Source organism: Halovibrio salipaludis, from assembly GCF_002286965.1.
Lineage (GTDB): Bacteria > Pseudomonadota > Gammaproteobacteria > Pseudomonadales > Oleiphilaceae > Halospina > Halospina salipaludis.
This window is the reverse complement of record NZ_NSKD01000001.1, coordinates 362492-377988: the sequence shown is the minus strand read 5'-3', so window position 1 is coordinate 377988 and position 15497 is coordinate 362492. Positions and strand designations below refer to the sequence as shown.

Below are 15497 nucleotides of genomic sequence, written 5' to 3'. Positions count from 1 at the left end.
TCTGTTGCGAATCCGGAAGCCGGATTACTGAGCGCGAGGCTCGCTCATCAGCCCCTTCACGATCGCGAAGCAGCCGACCAGCAGCACCAGGGCGAATGGCAGGCCCATGGAAACCGCCATGGCCTGCAGCGCCTCCAGGCCGCCGCCGAGCAGCAGCGCGATGGCGATGGCACCCTCAATGACGGCCCAGAAGATCCGCTGGGGCTTGGGCGCGTCGACTTTGCCGCCGGCCGTGATGGTGTCCAGGACCAGCGAACCGGAGTCCGAGGAGGTCACGAAGAACACAATCACCAGCGTGATCGCCACAAAGGACGTGATGGCCGCCAGCGGGAGCTGTTCCAGCATCACGAACATCTGCAGGTCCAGGCCGGCATTGGCAATCGCCTCAACGCCGTGGTTGAGGTACTGATCCAGCGCGGTGCCGCCCAGTGCGGTCATCCAGAGGACGGAGACCGTGGACGGGATCAGGAGGACCGCGATCAGGAATTCACGCACGGTCCGGCCACGGCTCACGCGCGCGATAAACATGCCGACGAAGGGCGACCAGGCAATCCACCAGCTCCAGTAGAAGGCAGTCCAGCCCTGGCTGAAGTTGGCGTCTTCACGCCCGAAGGGATTCGACAGTGCCGGCAGGTTCACCAGGTAGGCGCCCAGATTCTCGAAGAAGCCGGTCGCGATGGCCAGTGTTGGTCCCACCAGGATCACGAACAGAAGCAGCAGGCCCGCGAGTACCAGGTTGACCTCGGAAAGCCGGCGCACACCCTTGTCGACACCCAGCAGGATGGAGCACAGCGCTACTGCGGTGATGCCCATGATCAGTATGATCCGGGTGGCATCCGCATCCGGAAGACCGAACAGATGGGCCATGCCGGCGGACGCCTGTGTGGCACCGAGGCCCAGGGATGTTGCCAGGCCGAACAGGGTCGCGAAGACCGCAAGGATATCAATGATGTGGCCGGGCCATCCCCAGACACGTTCCCCCAGCAGTGGGTAGAAGATCGACCGGATGGTCAGCGGCAGGCCCTTGTTGAACGAGAACAGCGCCAGCGCCAGCGCGACCACCGAATAGATCGCCCAGGGGTGCAGGCCCCAGTGGAAGATGGTTGCCGACATACTCAGTTGCTGAGCCGCCTCCTGGTCACCTTCCGCGGCACCCAGCGGCGCCCAGTCCGTGCGTACACCATCTTCGACTGTGGTACCGCCCATGGCAGTGCCATAGTGGGTTACCGGCTCGGACACGCCGTAGAACATCAGCCCGATGCCCATGCCGGCGGCGAACAGCATCGCGAACCAGCCCATATAGGAGAAGTCCGGTCGCGCCTTGGCGCCGCCCAGTCGAACCTTGGCCAGTGGCGTGAAGATCAGCACGACGCTGAGGATAAGGAAGATGTTACCGGACAGAAGGAAGACCCAGGTCAGGTTCTGGGTCAGATAGTTGAAGATCGCATTGTAGATCGGCGCCACCTGGTTCTGAAGTGCCAGTGTGATGAACACGAAGAACACGATGATGGCGGACGAGATGCCGAACACCTTGCCGTGGAGGTCAAGGTTCAGCGTCACCTTGCCGGAGAAGTTGTCCTGACCGATCTTGTAATCCGTATCGATCAGGTTAGCCGGCCCCTCCGGCGCGGGAACGCCGTCGACGCCCTCGCTGCTGTCATTGGATTGTTTTGGATCCTCTGCCATTAGAGAACACTCCGTTTATGATTTTACGTTATCAAAATATACCGCGATCCACGCTCAGGGGCGCACGAGGAAGATGGACGCATCCGTCTCCTTGGCCACTTTGCCGCCGTTGGCGGGCATGATGGCGTCGAGCTTGCGTGGCAGGTGTGTCGCCATAACCACCAGATCCGCCCCCACGTCCTTCACCGCCTGGAGCAGCTTGTCATCCAGCTCCACAGCCGGATCGGACGACACGATCACCTGTGCCGATACGGGCCGACCGTGCTGCTGGGCCTGTTCCTGGGCAAATGCTTCCAGCTTCTCCTCGTATTCCTCCGGGTTGTGGGCCACGGACCCCGGGGAGGAATGAGTGACGCTGACGTAACAGATTTCCGTTTCGTAGTGTTGCCCGAGGTCGCCGGCCACGGTGAGCGCACGTTTGAGCGCGTCCACATGGGCGAGGTCCACGGGAACCAGGATTTTACGGTACATTGCTGTACTCCTTCCGTGCTCGTGAAAGGGATTTAATGCTGCGCGACCGAGCCTACTAGCCTGCACTCTGTAATGCCACCCATAGTCCGGCTGCTGCCTTACTATAGTCCACACAATGGGGTTTGGTTCACTTTGGTTACAGAGAAAGGGCGCCGTACAGGTATGGGTTAACCACGGATGCCACTCCCCGGAACCCCTGTTATAGTCGAGGCATACCATTGCAACGGGCACAAACAGGGGAAACGGCATGATTGAATCACCACTGCTCGAGCGCGCGGAAGGCTACATTGGCGGCCAGTGGGTTGGAAAGGGCAGCGGCGGCACGTTGAGCGTCACCAATCCCGCCACAGGCGAAACACTGGCCGAAGTGCCGGCTCTCGGCGCTGCTGAAACCGAGGAGGCCATTGCCGCCGCGTCCCGGGCCCTGAACCTGCAGGAGCCTGCGTCCCTGGACGAGCGCCGCCGCTGGCTCGAGGGCGTGCGCGATGCATTGAAGGAAGAACGGGAGGAAATCGGCCGCATTCTCTGCCTTGAGCACGGCAAGCCGCTTAAGGAGGCCGTGGGTGAGGTGGACTATGCCGCCGGTTTCTTCAATTACTGCGCCAACTACATTGACCAGCTGGCGCCGCACACCATTCCGGAAACCCCCAAGGACTGCACCTGGACGGTTCATTACCGCCCTATTGGCGTGGCCGGGCTGATCACCCCCTGGAACTTCCCCATCGGCATGATCGCCAAGAAGCTTTCGGCGGCGCTGGCCGGTGGTGCCCCGAGCGTGATCAAGCCCGCCGAGGACACGCCGCTGACCATGATCGCGGCCTTCCGGGCCATCCATGACCGCGACGTCCTGCCCAGGGGTATGATGAATCTGGTCATGGGCCCGCCCAAGCCCATCGGCGATACGCTGTGCCAGAACCCGGATGTGACCATGATCAGCTTCACCGGCTCCACCGGCGTGGGCCAGTACCTGATGCGCGAATGCGCCGGCCGGGTCAAGAAGCTGGCACTGGAGCTGGGTGGTAATGCGCCCTTCATCATCTTTGATGATGCCGACATTGATGACGCCATCACCCAGCTCATTGGCAACAAGTTCCGGGGCGGTGGCCAGACCTGTGTCTGCGCCAACCGTATCTTCGTGCAGTCCGGCATTGCGGAGACCTTCGCGGAGCGGCTCGCCGAGAAGGTGGAGGCGCTGAAAGTGGGCGACGGCATGCAGGAAGGCACCGACATCGGCCCGCTGATCAATCAGACCGGTTTCGACAAGGTGCGCCGCCACGTGAAGGATGCGCTGGATAAGGGCGGTACCCTGAAGGCCGGCCCGCATCCGGACTCGTTGCCCGAGTCCGGCAGCCTCTTCTATCCGCCCACGCTGGTCACCGGGGTTACTCCGGACATGCAGTGCTGCGACGAGGAGACCTTCGGGCCCTTCGTGCCCATGGCCACCTTTGAGACCGAAGAAGAAGTGCTGGCCGCTGCCAATGACACGGATTACGGCCTGGCCTCCTACCTGTTCACCAGGGACGAGGCCCGGGCGCAGCGGATGATTCCGGCCATGCGCTTCGGCCATGTGGGCTGGAACACCGGCACCGGCCCCACGCCGGAAGCGCCTTTTGGTGGCATGAAGCTCTCCGGTATCGGGCGTGAGGGTGGCCTGGAAGGCCTGTTCGAGTTTGTGGAGCCCCAGACCGTGCCCAGGAGCTATTAGTCATGGCGGATGAGGCCTTGGAAGGTGAGCCCCTTGCGGGGCTCAGGATCGCCCTGCCTGAAACCCGCCAGCTCGACGTGCTGGCGCAGATGGTTGAGCGCCGTGGCGCTGAGACCTGGCGGTGCCCTCTGGTCTCGATCCTGGATACCCCGGATCAGGAGGCCGTGCGGGCCTGGCTGGAGCGCTTCAACGCCGGTGCCATGGATGACCTGATCCTGCTTACGGGCGAGGGTCTTCGCCGTCTTGCCGCGGCGGCCGAACGCGAGGGCTGCCATGAGGCCTTCGTAACAGCCCTGTCTGGCGTGCGGAAGATCACCCGTGGCCCCAAACCGGTGAACGCCCTGCGGGAACTGGGGCTGAAGAATGACCTCACTGCGGAGGAAGCGACCACTGAAGGTGTGATCGCCAGCCTGCGCGAGCATGACCTGCAGGGCCACACCGTGGGCGTGCAGCTCTACGGCGAGGAACCCAATGAGAAACTGACCGGGTTCCTGCGCCATCAGGGCGCGGACGTGGATACCGTGGCACCCTACGTCTACGCGGATGAAAGCAACCGCGAACAGGTCGAGGCCCTGGCCCAGGGGCTGGTCCGGGGGGAGCTGGATGCCATCGCATTCACCAGCCAGGCCCAGGTCAAGCGCCTCATGGACGTAGCGAAGGGCATTGGCATTCAGCCCGCTGTGACGGAGGCACTGAACCGGCTCCTGGTGGTGGCGGTCGGGCCCATCGTGGCGGACAGGCTCGCCCAGTACAGCGTCGGCGTGGACGTCATGCCCGAGGAATCCTGGTTCATGAAGCCGATGGTTCGGGCTCTGATTGAGCGGCTTGCTCGTTGAGGTGAGCGATACCGCGTTTGTACAGCAGCCATGAGGTTATGCCGGCGGCGATGTTGCCGAGCATGGCGCCGGTGAACAGCCCGTTGAGCCCGCCGATATGGCCGCCGAGCCAGAGCAGGGGCAGGAAGCAGGCGAAGAGCCGCAGTATCGAGATGATCAGTGCCCGCATCGGCAGCCCCATGGCGTTGCAGGCCGAGACCATCAGCATGCACACGCCCAGCCCGCTCCAGCTCACAGGCAGCCGCAGCAGGAAATTCGCCAGGTGCCCCTGCACCTCGGGGTCACTGGCCAGCAGCGAGGACAGGAGCCCGGAGAGCAGCAGCCAGGCCGCGGCGATTCCGAGCTGGAGCAGGATCACGAAACGCACCGCCAGCCAGACCAGCAGTTCCACTCGATCCGGCCGCCCCGCGCCCACGTAGCGGCCGATCATCGGGGGCATGGCCATGGTCAGGGCCAGCACCGCGACCAGCGAGAAGAACTCCAGGCGTGAGCCCAGGCCCCAGGCACCCACGGCGGACTCGCCGAAGGTGGCTACAAAGCCAGTGGCCAGCATGGCCGCAATGGGCGGCATCAGCTGGCTGAGCATGGCGGGCCCGGCAATGGAGCCCAGCTGGGCCAGCGCGGGCTGGATCGGCAGTTCCGCCAGAATAAAAGTGATCCACTGGCGTGCGAACAGCCGGGAGAAAACCACGAGAGTGCCGGTGCCGAACGCGACTACTGTCGCCCAGGCGGCGCCCGCAATGCCCCAGTCGAACGTGAAAATGAACAGAGGGTCCAGAGCCACGTTGACCAGGCTGGTGATCACCATCATGGCCCCGGGCAGTTTCGTATCCCCGTGGGAGCGGCACAGGCTGTAGCCGAAATAGAGCACGGCGCCGAGCCATGCGGCGAACAGGAATGGCGGCCAGTAAGCGTCCAGCAGGGGCTGGAGATCCTCGCTGCCGCCGAGCAGCGCCAGGATCCAGTAACGACCCAGCCAGATCGCCAGCGCCAGCAGCGCAATCAGCGCCGCGCCGGCGACCACCACCAGCCCGCCGAGCCGCCTGGCCCGGACCGGATCATCCGCGCCCAGTACACGGGATATGACGGCGGTGGTGGCAATGCCGATACCGACCTGGACGCCGATGATGAACATCTGCAGTGGCACCGTGAAACCGAGCGTTGCCAGCGGCTTGACGCCCAGCTGGCCGATGAAGGCACTGTCCACCAGCTGGTAGCTCATCAGCGCCAGAACGCCGAACAGCATGGGCCATGTGAGATGGAACAGTTCCCGGCCCGGGCGTGGGTTGTCCACGGAGGTGTTGATCATGGGTAACGTCGCGGCTCCACTGGCAGTGCGGAAGAGGGCATTATGCTAGCGGAGATGGTGGGGGATTCACACACACAAAAGGGAAGGCCCTTTCTGAGTGCCTTCCCTTACGATTGCCTGGCGTACCAGTTACTTGCGACGGAGTACCGCCTTGAGACTGCGCGTTTGAGCGGGGCGGGTCAGTGCTTCAAGCGTCATGTTGTCTTTGTTGGGACGGTTCACATCGGCCCGACGGGATGCCTCAACCGGCGCAGTACCGCGGCGGCGAACATCTGATTGAACGAATTTGGTGCGCATGATTCGCCTCCTCTAAGGTTTCCGGTTGATGTAAGTCATTGGTTTCGTCACCCCGATGCGGCATTGTGAGCCGTATTCGGGTTAACGTCGTATTGCCTCCCGTCAAGAGACATGACAATCATGGTCTTTTGTTTCCAATAGGAAAATACGGAAAGTTACTTAGCCTGCTCACTAAAAACCCGATCAAGCCCGTCATACGGGGAACCAATGGCGGAAACCATGGTGAGGAATCAGTGTTTCGGGTTGATGACAAATTAATTTTGCTTAACGGCATATCCTGATCTACCCTCTTAGCATCCTCACCCAAGTGGGTGCAGAGGCGGGAAAACTCGGAGGCGCACAACAAGAAATGCGTCACTGGGAAGTGAACCAGAAAAGACAGAGAGGATGATGACCATGAAAAAGAAGATCCTGGCCCTTGCGGTTAGTGGTGGTCTGGCAGCTGCACCCGTGGGTGCAATGGCGGCACCGGAAATTTACGGCCTGATTGATATCGGCATTGAGCATTACTCTGACAGTGATGGTGTCGGTGGCGATATTTTCCAGGGGCTCAATTCGGTCGCGGGCAACTCCGATGACCGGGACTTCGCCCTGTCCAACGGCCTTCAATCGCGGCTCGGTGTGCGTGGTTCCGAGGAGCTGGATGTTGCTGACCTGACCGCATCCTATAACATGGAATTCTCCGTTGACGTGCTCAACGAAGATGGCGGTACTGCTTCTGGTGACCTCGGCACCCGTCTCGGCTGGGTCGCGCTTGGCAGTGACTGGGGTAAGGTCAAGGTCGGTTCCCAGTGGCAGGCGCTCTACGAGTTCGGTGGCTGGAACACGCACCGTACTGACGTGCACGGTTACGGTTCCTATTACTACACCACCGGAAATCTGAGCAATTCCCAGGCATTTGGTTTCCGCCAGGACAGCGCCATCAGTTATGAGTATGGCAGCGCCTGGGGCCACTCTGATCCGTTTGCTGCTCAGGTAACGCTGGGTGTTGGTGAAGGTTCTGCGACTCAGAACAACACGGACGAAGACACCGTTCAGAACGAAGAAGGGATTACATCGCTGCAGGCGGCGTTCCAGTACAGTATCGACAAGCGCATCAGCTTTAACGCAGTTTACGCGACTGAGTTCAATACCTACGATTCGACTATTGGTTATCAGGATGGGAATGGCGACCCTGTCGCTCCTTCTACCCTGAATCAGGAGCCGAGCCTGTACAACGTGGGCGCACGCTGGAGCGTCACCGATGCCCTGGAGCTTGCGGCGAACTACACCATGGTGGATCTGGACAACGCAGCTGATGACAAGGTGGACAGCATCGCAGTTGCGTCCTTCATGGACTTCGGTAACGGCCTGAGCGGTCACCTTGGTGTGTCACAGGCGTCCGATGACCGTAACACGGTCGCAGACTTGGATCTGAACGTGTACGGCTACATCAAGCAGGCGCTGTCTGACCGCACTGATATCCGCCTCGAGCTTGAAACTGCCGACTATGATGATTCAGTGGACAGTAATGGCGCTGCGGTTTCCGGCGGCACTGCAACCGTCGCACTGGTCGCCCTGCAGCACAACTTCTGATCACCGGATCGGAAGCAACTGCAGCACGAACGGCACCCCTAGGGGTGCCGTTTTTCGTTGCGGCCCCGGTGGCCTTGGAACACCGCCCCTTCGTACCCATCTCCTGTGTAAAGCCATCAACAGGAGAGCACCATGCCACAGCATTTCGATGACGCCCCCGGCCTCTGCCATGAACCGGATGCGGAGACGCAGCAGTACCGCCTGAACCACACCATGGTCCGCATCAAGGATCCGGAGAAAAGTCTGGATTTCTATACCCGTGCGCTGGGCATGCGTCTGATCCGGAAGCTCGACTTTGAGGATATGCAGTTCACCCTGTACTTCCTGGGCTATCTGCCCGAAGGGGGAGAGTCCGAGGTGCCGTCAGACCCCGCGGCGCGCACGACCTACAACTTCGGGCGGGAAGCGCTGATTGAGCTGACCCACAACTGGGGTGACGAGAAGGATCCGGACAAGCAGTTCCACAACGGCAATGAAGAACCCAAGGGCTATGGGCACATCGGAGTGGCCGTGCCGGACGTGGAGTCCGCCTGCCAGCGCATGGAGACCCTGGGGGTGCCCTTCCAGAAGCGGCCGAACGACGGCAATATGAAAGGCATTGCTTTCGTGAGGGACCCGGATGGCTACTGGGTGGAGCTTTTCCAGCCGGACTCCCTGGCGAAGATGGGCCGGGCCTGATCAGGCCGCTGGCTGCTCGAACAGCTCATGGATGGGCGCGGGCCGGGCGATCCCGAAGCCCTGTCCGTAATCCACGCCAAGCTGCCGGAGGGCCTCGATGAGGTCCTCGCCTTCCACGAACTCCGCAATGGTGCGCAGGCCCATGCTGCGGGCCACCTCGCAGATGGCGCGCACCATGCTCTGGTCCTGGTGGTTGGCCAGAAGATCCCGCACAAAGATCCCGTCAATCTTGACGAAATCCAGCTCAAAGCTGCGCAGGTAGTCAAAGGTTGCCAGCCCCGTGCCGAAGTCATCCAGGGAGACGCTGCAGCCCAGCTCGCGCATGGCGCGGACCTGTGCCACAGCGGCGGAGCGGTTACCGATCTGTTCCGTCTCGGTGATCTCAAAGCTGATCTTGGCGGCGGGAACACCGGCAACCCGCAGTTCCTGGTCAATGAAGGCCACCAGCTCCGGGTTGGAAAGGGAGGTTCCTGCCAGGTTAATGGCGCATTTGGCCGTGCTTGCGAGCCATTCCGGATTGGCGGCCAGGGTTCTCAGTGTGGTCCGGATCACCCACTGGTCAATTTCACCCATGAAGCCGAAGGTCTCCGCCACCGGCAGGAAGCCTCCCGGGCTGACCAGTTCCCCGTCACGCTCGCGCAGACGTACCAGGATCTCGTAATGCAGGCCGGTATCCTGGGGTGAGAACGGCTGGATCCGCTGTGCGAAGAGCTCCAGGCGGTCCTCGGTCAGGGCGGATTTGAGCCGTTCGATCTGCTGGGTTGTGGCGTGGCGCTCTGAGATCAGGGTGCGCGTGTTCTCGATGATATGGATGCGTGGCGAATGCTGCTCGGCCTGGTGTGCGGCCTGGGTGGCGGCGCTGAGATAGTGGATGGGGTCCTCGAGGTTGCCGTCCAGCGGCGCTGCGCCAACGGTAACCCGGATCTGGGTCTGGTGTCCGCCGGGTTCCAGCACACTGCCGTCGAAGTCGGTGTAGAGTGACTCCAGCTGCCGGTACAGCACCGCTGTGGACTCTGCCGGCATCAGCAGAACAAAGGTGGCGTCCGCAATGCGGGCGGGCATGGCCCTGGGACCGGTTGTCCCCATGAGCCGGGCTGCCAGCTGGCGTTCCAGTGCATGACTGGCCTCGAACCCCAGCAGTTCCTCGATGCGATCCGCTTCAAGGACCCGGAGATAGACCAGCCAGTCGGGCGCCCTGTCGCTGTGCGTGCGCTCATCCAGAGCCGCTCTGAGGTCCTCCGTGAAGGCCCGGTCATTGCGCAGTCCGGTCAGGAAATCCGTCCGCGCCTGTTCCTGGAACCCCTGTATCAGCCGTGTCCGTTCCGTCGTGATGGCGGACAGCACCTGGCACATGACCGCCAGACCGCCCACCAGCAGCAGTGAACGGATCAGGTCCGGGAGTGTGATGATATGGGGGAGGCCGCCCATGCCATTCAGGGAAAGCCCCAGAAACACCCCCACGAAAACCGGGATGGCAACCAGCCCGCTGGGCGGCCGGGTCTGGAGAATGAACCAGCACAGCAATGGGAAAAAGGCGAAGCCAATGGCGGTGGCGTAGGAGCTTTCATTGAGACCGTGCACCAGCAGAGCCAGCAGGATCAGCCCTGAGGTGAGGGCCAGCCAGATCCAGGGCATGCGCCGCATCCAGTCGAGCCGGATCTGCTGGAAAAAGTAGCGGGGATTGCTCAGCAGCGAATAGGTCAGGGGTGCGAACAGAATGATGCCCAGGGCCTCGAACGCCAGGTACACGAATACGGTGTCGTGGAGCGTGGCTGCTGCGGCAACCGGGCTGCCCAGACGGTAGCCGACGGCTCCGAACAGGGAGGTGACCAGCCCCCCGGCAAGGGCCGCCCGGGTGTAGAGGGCGATGAGTTCGGAAAAGGGGCCCTTTTTCTGGCCCAGGCGCCAGAACCGCCGCATCAGGAAAGCACCGGTTGCCGCCCCCAGGCACTGGCCGGTTGCTGCCAGGGCAGCCAGCACAGGGGGAGAGCCGTCGAGCCACAGGAGCCAGATAAAGAAAACGGGTGTCATGACCAGAAGGGCGCGATAGCCCAGTGCCGCCGTGGCGCCGATGAAGATCCCGGCTGGTGGCCAGAGGGCGGACATCGACTGGTCGCCGATGGTGAACCAGCGTGATGCTTCGGCGCTGGCGATCAGTACAAGAGCAAGGGCGATCCAGCCCAGAGGCGACCGCCAGTGGGTGGTCGCGGGGGCTTGGGCTGAGCGGGGCTGGGCTCCGGTCAGAATGCTGGGTGTTGGCAACATGCCGCTGTCGGTTAACCTGCTTTGTTGAGCCTTACTTCAGGGAGCCCCGGCAGCGGAAAAAGGATCCGGTTGAGTGTCTTCACCGCATCCAGATAGTCGGCGAACTCGTCCAGCTGCCCTCCCGCCTCATGGCGCAGGGCATAGGTCTCGAGTTCGGGCTGGCCGTGACCGTCCGTCTCGGTAATACGAACGATACTATACCCTTGGATGCGTTCAAGTGTTTCCTCACTGACCGGCATATCGACCTCGTTCTGATCGCCAGAATCCTGTTTGATACTATTCTGGCGTCCCTCCCACCCTGCTCATACGGTAACTTCGTTACCAGAATGTGTCCGTCTGTCACCGGCGCTCTACAACGAAGGTCGAATACCCGTCGACGGATGTTGCCGTTAGTGTTCGCACCCGGCGCCGGGAAATTGCAGGTGAACATCTGTTATCATTCTGCGCCGTGTCGCCCAAAAGGCTGAGGTAATGTGTTCATGACGACCACCACGGATGTCGTCCTCGTAGGCGGGGGCGTAATGAGTGCCACTCTCGGGGTGATCCTCCGGGAGCTTGATCCTTCCCTTAACATCACGCTGGTCGAGCGCCTCGACCACGTTGCCCACGAAAGTACCGACGGATGGAACAATGCGGGAACCGGCCATGCCGGCTACTGCGAACTGAACTACACGCCCGAGGATGAACAGGGCAACATCAGCATCGACCGCGCCCTGGACATCAATTCGGCGTTTGAGGTCTCACTCCAGCTCTGGTCCTATCTGGTGAGCAAGGGCGAACTGAACCCCGGGGAGTTCATCCACACCACACCCCACTGCAGCTTCGTCTGGGGTGAGGACCACGTGAACTTCCTGCGCAAGCGCCACGAGCTGATGAGCGCGCATCACCTGTTCAAGGAGATGGAATTCTCAGAGGACCCGCGCGTGCTTGAGGAGTGGATGCCGCTGATCACCGATGGCCGTGACCCCATGGAGCCGGTTGCAGCTACCCGGGTCGGGCATGGCGCGGACGTGGACTTCGGGTCACTGACCCGGGCGCTGGTGCGTTACCTTGAGAGCAAGCCCAACTTCGAGCTGCTTCTGAACAACTCTGTCACGACCATGGACCAGGAGGACGATGGCAGCTGGAAGGTCGCCTGCCGGGATCGCCATACCGGCGCCAACCGGCACCTGGAGGCGGACTTCGTGTTCATCGGCGCCGGCGGCGGTGCCCTGCCGCTGCTTCAGAAATCCGGCATCGAGGAAAGCAAGGGCTACGGCGGCTTCCCGGTCAGCGGCCAGTGGCTGGTATGCCGCAAGTCGGACGTGGTCGAGCGCCATGACGCCAAGGTCTACGGCAAGGCGCCGGTAGGCGCGCCGCCCATGTCCGTGCCGCACCTGGACACCCGCATCATCAACGGTGAGCCGGCCCTGCTGTTCGGGCCCTTTGCCGGTTTCACCACGAAGTTCCAGAAGGAGGGCTCCTTCTTCGACCTGTTCTCCTCCCTGCGCGGCAGCAACTTCTCCTCCATGATGGGCGCGGGCATGAGCAACATGGACCTGACCCGTTACCTGATTGGCGAAGTGTTCCAGTCCGCTGAAGAGCGGATCGAATCACTGCGCAACTTCTATCCCCGTGCGAAGTTCGATGACTGGACCCTGCAGCACGCCGGCAAGCGCGTTCAGGTGATCAAGAAAGACGCTAATGGCCGGGGTGTACTGCAGTTCGGCACGGAAGTGGTGGCCGCCAGCGACGGCAGTCTGGCCGCTCTGCTGGGGGCATCGCCGGGGGCATCCACTGCCGCCAAGGCGATGATCGATGTGCTGGAGCGCTGCTTCCCGGGTCAGATGGCCGAGGATGGCGAGTGGACACGTCGGCTGCAGGAAATGATTCCTTCCCACGGCCGTTCGCTCAAGGAGGATGCCGATCTGCTCAATGAGGTCCGCCCCTATACCCTGAGTACCCTCAAGCTGAACGAGTGAGCCGCCGGTGGCCACGCTGGCGGCCCTGACCGGCCCTGAAGTCAGTGGTACCCCGGTATACTGGTGTATACTGGGTAACCATGACCACTGAACCCTCCATCAGCACGCCCATGCCACGCTGGCAGGACCACGCTTCCGCCATTGCCAGCGGGTTTCTCGGGGACTGGCTCCAGGCCCGTGAGAGCCCGCTCGCCATGCCCATGCAGGTCCGCCATCAGGGGCGCGCCCTCGATACTGGCGCCCCCGAGGTGCCGGATGCTTCCGGTACCCTCGTGTTCCTGATCCATGGCCTGACCGAGCTGGAATCCGTCTGGTCCTACCGGCATGAACCGGACAATGGCTACGGACCGGAGCTGGCCCGGGCGCTGGGTGGCACCTCCCTGGCCCTGCGCTACAACACTGGCCTGCCCGTTTACCGTAACGGCGAGATGATGGCGGAAGAGCTTGAAACTCTTATTGAGAACTGGCCGGTGCCGGTGGCAAACCTGATCTTGATCGGCCACAGCATGGGCGGGCTTCTGATCCGGGCCGCCTGCCATCACGGGCGTCAGAGTGGGCATCAGTGGTGTCGCAGTGTGGGAAGCTGCGTCTACATCGGCTCACCCCATGACGGCTCCTGGCTGGCCCGGGGAGCGCACCGGGTCGCGGAACATCTGGCAGCGATGCCGAAGGATTACCTGCGGGTAGCGGGCGAGTTCATCGACCTGCGCAGTGAGGGCATACGCAACCTGTCCCGCGGCGAGGTGACACGGCCTGACGCGCAAGAGCCGCCACTGCTGCCCAGTGTGGATCATTACGTGGTTTCGGGACTGCTTACGCGCAACCAGGCGCACCCCGTGAATACACTGTTCGGTGACGCCCTGGTCCAGGAACCCAGCGCTCGGGGCGATGAACGCTCCGGCTGGGTACTCAGGGACATTGCGAATTTCCCCGGAATCCACCACGTCCGGCTCGCCCATGAGCCGAAAGTGGCCCGGCAACTGAAGGAGTGGCTGACATGACCACTGAAACCACAGGCAACAACATGCGCTGGTGGTGTGGCGTTGCGGATCTGGCAGGCGTGAGTCTGGAAGAGGCGGCGCTGGGCCTGGAACGCATCCACCTGTCCATTGCGGACGAGACGTTCAACGTGCTGGAAGTCATTCCGGTGACCCGGCCGGTGAGTAGGCCAGTACGGCTCATGCATCACGGTATCAGCCGGATCTCCTACCGCAGCGTCGCCCTGCTCGGGCGAGGCCTCAATGCCGCCGCTGGTCTTGGTCTTCAGTCCCGACCCTGACGTACCAGCGTCTCCAGATCCTCACTGATCTGGCTGATGGACTGACCCGAGCGGATCAGCAGGCGTGCCCGACCCTGGCCGTCGAAGACGTAGACGGCGTTGCTGTGTGAGACGTCGTAGTCGCCGTTCTCATCGGGCTTGCCATAGCCGAAAGTGGTGCGGTAACGCTTCGCCAGTGTCCGCAGCGTCTCCTCGTCCGAGGTCAGGCCCACGATGTTGTCCCCGAAGAAGTCCACGTACTCCCCGACGCGTTCCGGCGTATCGCGTTCCGGATCCACGCTCACGAACAGCAGCGTCACCTCATCGCGCATGGCCTCCGGCATCTGCTTCACGGCGTTCTGGAGTCGGGCCATGGTCGCCGGGCAGATGTCCGGGCAGTTGGTGAAGCCGAAGAACAGCAGCCGCACCTGCCCGGCCCTGTCCTCCGGTGTGAAGGGTTCACCGTCGGTGGCCGTGAGTTTGAACTCGAGATCCGGCATCAGGCCCCGTATGTTCTTGGCGTTCCAGTCCGTGTCACTGCCGCTGCAGCCGGCCAGCACCAGCAGCAGGGTCAGAACACTCAGGCTGTGGATCATCCGGCTCATGCGTGTACCTCCCGGGCTTCATCAGCCTGTTGTGTCTTCGCGTTGCTGCGGTCATCGCGCATCATCCGCCCGACCACGATCAGGATGGCGATACCGCTCATCATCGCCGGCGGAATCCAGGTCAGGACCCCGCCCAGCATCTGGTCGGTCTCCGGCGCCATGGGCCAGGCCCGGCCGCAGACCTCGTAGACGTCATACACCATGCTGTCCGAGAACAGGATCCAGGCCCCGAGCGCGCTCTGGGGCGGAATGATCAGCACCAGCAGGATGATGCGCTTGCCATAGCCCAGGACCCGCTCGGTGTGCGGCGAGCGCGGGTCCAGTATCAGCCACCAGAACAGCAGCCCGTCCAGCAGCATGGACCAGTTCATGACCCAGTACAGGGGGCGGCTGAGCATGGCATCGAAATGCAGCTCCGGGGTGAGCCAGAGGTAGATCAGCCCCACGAACAGCGTGGCGGCGATCAGGGGCTGCTGCAGCACCCGGTAGGCCATCTTCACCGGCCACAGGAAGGGGGCCAGCCAGCCAGGCAGCTGGCGCGCCCAGAAACGCATGATGGGGAGCGGGTTCGAGAGCACCATGAGCAGCGGTCCCAGGTGGTGGAGCACCAGGTGCTGGCCGCGATGGATGAAGAACATGTACTGGGAGTAGTAGTCGAACCGCGTGTGCATCACCGTGTAGCACAGCAGCAGCCCCAGCAGGAAGGTAAAGACCCGCAGCGCGCCGGGGCGCTCCTCCGCCGGCAGTGCATAGAGTCCCTGCAGATACATCGTCAGCACCACCACGAACGCGATCAGCGTCAGCGGCGAGAAATCATAGGGTAGGAGGTAGTGATACCAGCTCATGGGCAA

The 15497-nt window shown here is 62.4% G+C and carries 15 protein-coding genes; 7 read left to right on the top strand and 8 right to left on the bottom strand.

Going from position 1 to position 15497, the window contains the following annotated elements; all coding sequences use genetic code 11:
- Window positions 1-24: 24 nt before the first annotated feature.
- Window positions 25-1686 (bottom strand): BCCT family transporter, encoded by a 1662-nt coding sequence (locus CK501_RS01850; RefSeq protein ID WP_095616019.1) that lies wholly within the window; start codon window positions 1684-1686, stop codon window positions 25-27.
- A gap of 54 nt (window positions 1687-1740) precedes the next feature.
- Window positions 1741-2157, bottom strand: coding sequence for a universal stress protein (locus CK501_RS01845; RefSeq protein ID WP_095616018.1), 417 nt, complete (start codon window positions 2155-2157; stop codon window positions 1741-1743).
- A gap of 247 nt (window positions 2158-2404) precedes the next feature.
- On the opposite strand from CK501_RS01845, the gene CK501_RS01840 reads away from it, so the two are divergent.
- On the top strand, window positions 2405-3862 hold the full coding sequence (locus CK501_RS01840; protein WP_095616017.1) for an NAD-dependent succinate-semialdehyde dehydrogenase: 1458 nt from the start codon (window positions 2405-2407) through the stop codon (window positions 3860-3862).
- A 2-nt stretch (window positions 3863-3864) separates the two neighbouring features.
- The gene (locus CK501_RS01835; RefSeq protein WP_095616016.1) at window positions 3865-4698 is read left to right on the top strand and encodes a uroporphyrinogen-III synthase; all 834 of its coding nucleotides are present in this window, start codon (window positions 3865-3867) and stop codon (window positions 4696-4698) included.
- Here the strand turns inward: CK501_RS01835 and CK501_RS01830 are convergent.
- Window positions 4652-6007, bottom strand: a complete 1356-nt coding sequence (locus CK501_RS01830) for an MATE family efflux transporter (protein ID WP_198949350.1) — start codon at window positions 6005-6007, stop codon at window positions 4652-4654. The two genes, CK501_RS01835 and CK501_RS01830, sit on opposite strands and share 47 nt — an antisense overlap.
- 129 nt (window positions 6008-6136) lie before the next feature.
- Window positions 6137-6304, bottom strand: a complete 168-nt coding sequence (locus tag CK501_RS16800; protein WP_158223014.1) for a hypothetical protein — start codon at window positions 6302-6304, stop codon at window positions 6137-6139.
- 396 nt (window positions 6305-6700) lie between these two features.
- Here CK501_RS16800 and CK501_RS01820 point away from each other — a divergent pair, with 396 nt between their 5' ends.
- On the top strand, window positions 6701-7879 hold the full coding sequence (locus CK501_RS01820; protein WP_158223013.1) for a porin: 1179 nt from the start codon (window positions 6701-6703) through the stop codon (window positions 7877-7879).
- Between the two features lie 132 nt (window positions 7880-8011).
- Window positions 8012-8557 carry a lactoylglutathione lyase gene (gloA, locus tag CK501_RS01815; protein ID WP_095616013.1) on the top strand — a complete coding sequence of 182 codons (546 nt, stop codon included), beginning with the start codon at window positions 8012-8014 and terminating at the stop codon, window positions 8555-8557.
- Here gloA and CK501_RS01810 read toward each other — a convergent pair whose 3' ends face one another.
- Together CK501_RS01810 and CK501_RS01805 are read right to left on the bottom strand one after the other, a co-directional pair.
- Entirely contained in the window at window positions 8558-10822 is a 2265-nt protein-coding gene (locus CK501_RS01810) for a sensor domain-containing phosphodiesterase (RefSeq protein WP_095616012.1), read from the bottom strand.
- 11 nt (window positions 10823-10833) lie between these two features.
- The gene (locus tag CK501_RS01805; RefSeq protein WP_095616011.1) at window positions 10834-11061 is read right to left on the bottom strand and encodes a hypothetical protein; all 228 of its coding nucleotides are present in this window, start codon (window positions 11059-11061) and stop codon (window positions 10834-10836) included.
- Window positions 11062-11301: 240 nt separating this feature from the next.
- Between CK501_RS01805 and mqo the strand changes: the two genes are divergently transcribed.
- The 3 genes from mqo (at window position 11302) to CK501_RS01790 (ending at window position 14062) form a co-directional block, all read left to right on the top strand.
- A complete protein-coding gene (gene mqo, locus CK501_RS01800) occupies window positions 11302-12783 on the top strand; it encodes a malate dehydrogenase (quinone) (protein WP_095616010.1) in 1482 nt (493 codons plus the stop codon).
- 80 nt (window positions 12784-12863) lie between these two features.
- Window positions 12864-13784, top strand: a complete 921-nt coding sequence (locus CK501_RS01795) for an esterase/lipase family protein (RefSeq protein WP_198949349.1) — start codon at window positions 12864-12866, stop codon at window positions 13782-13784.
- Window positions 13781-14062, top strand: coding sequence for a hypothetical protein (locus tag CK501_RS01790; RefSeq protein ID WP_095616009.1), 282 nt, complete (start codon window positions 13781-13783; stop codon window positions 14060-14062). The genes CK501_RS01795 and CK501_RS01790 overlap by 4 nt, the downstream gene beginning before the upstream one ends.
- Here the strand turns inward: CK501_RS01790 and CK501_RS01785 are convergent.
- Both CK501_RS01785 and CK501_RS01780 read right to left on the bottom strand, forming a co-directional pair.
- Window positions 14047-14646, bottom strand: coding sequence for an SCO family protein (locus CK501_RS01785; protein ID WP_095616008.1), 600 nt, complete (start codon window positions 14644-14646; stop codon window positions 14047-14049). The two genes, CK501_RS01790 and CK501_RS01785, sit on opposite strands and share 16 nt — an antisense overlap.
- The gene (locus tag CK501_RS01780) at window positions 14643-15491 is read right to left on the bottom strand and encodes a cytochrome c oxidase assembly protein (protein WP_095616007.1); all 849 of its coding nucleotides are present in this window, start codon (window positions 15489-15491) and stop codon (window positions 14643-14645) included. The genes CK501_RS01785 and CK501_RS01780 overlap by 4 nt, the downstream gene beginning before the upstream one ends.
- Between the last annotated feature and the right edge of the window lie 6 nt (window positions 15492-15497).

Coding starts and splice junctions, on each gene's coding strand:
- CK501_RS01805 (WP_095616011.1), bottom strand. CDS start 11,061: ATGCCGGTCAGTGAGGAAACACTTGAACGCATCCAAGGGTATAGTATC.
- CK501_RS01835 (WP_095616016.1), top strand. CDS start 3,865: ATGGCGGATGAGGCCTTGGAAGGTGAGCCCCTTGCGGGGCTCAGGATC.
- CK501_RS16800 (WP_158223014.1), bottom strand. CDS start 6,304: ATGCGCACCAAATTCGTTCAATCAGATGTTCGCCGCCGCGGTACTGCG.
- gloA (WP_095616013.1), top strand. CDS start 8,012: ATGCCACAGCATTTCGATGACGCCCCCGGCCTCTGCCATGAACCGGAT.
- CK501_RS01830 (WP_198949350.1), bottom strand. CDS start 6,007: ATGATCAACACCTCCGTGGACAACCCACGCCCGGGCCGGGAACTGTTC.
- CK501_RS01845 (WP_095616018.1), bottom strand. CDS start 2,157: ATGTACCGTAAAATCCTGGTTCCCGTGGACCTCGCCCATGTGGACGCG.
- CK501_RS01790 (WP_095616009.1), top strand. CDS start 13,781: ATGACCACTGAAACCACAGGCAACAACATGCGCTGGTGGTGTGGCGTT.
- CK501_RS01810 (WP_095616012.1), bottom strand. CDS start 10,822: ATGTTGCCAACACCCAGCATTCTGACCGGAGCCCAGCCCCGCTCAGCC.
- mqo (WP_095616010.1), top strand. CDS start 11,302: ATGACGACCACCACGGATGTCGTCCTCGTAGGCGGGGGCGTAATGAGT.
- CK501_RS01795 (WP_198949349.1), top strand. CDS start 12,864: ATGACCACTGAACCCTCCATCAGCACGCCCATGCCACGCTGGCAGGAC.
- CK501_RS01840 (WP_095616017.1), top strand. CDS start 2,405: ATGATTGAATCACCACTGCTCGAGCGCGCGGAAGGCTACATTGGCGGC.
- CK501_RS01785 (WP_095616008.1), bottom strand. CDS start 14,646: ATGAGCCGGATGATCCACAGCCTGAGTGTTCTGACCCTGCTGCTGGTG.
- CK501_RS01820 (WP_158223013.1), top strand. CDS start 6,701: ATGAAAAAGAAGATCCTGGCCCTTGCGGTTAGTGGTGGTCTGGCAGCT.
- CK501_RS01850 (WP_095616019.1), bottom strand. CDS start 1,686: ATGGCAGAGGATCCAAAACAATCCAATGACAGCAGCGAGGGCGTCGAC.
- CK501_RS01780 (WP_095616007.1), bottom strand. CDS start 15,491: ATGAGCTGGTATCACTACCTCCTACCCTATGATTTCTCGCCGCTGACG.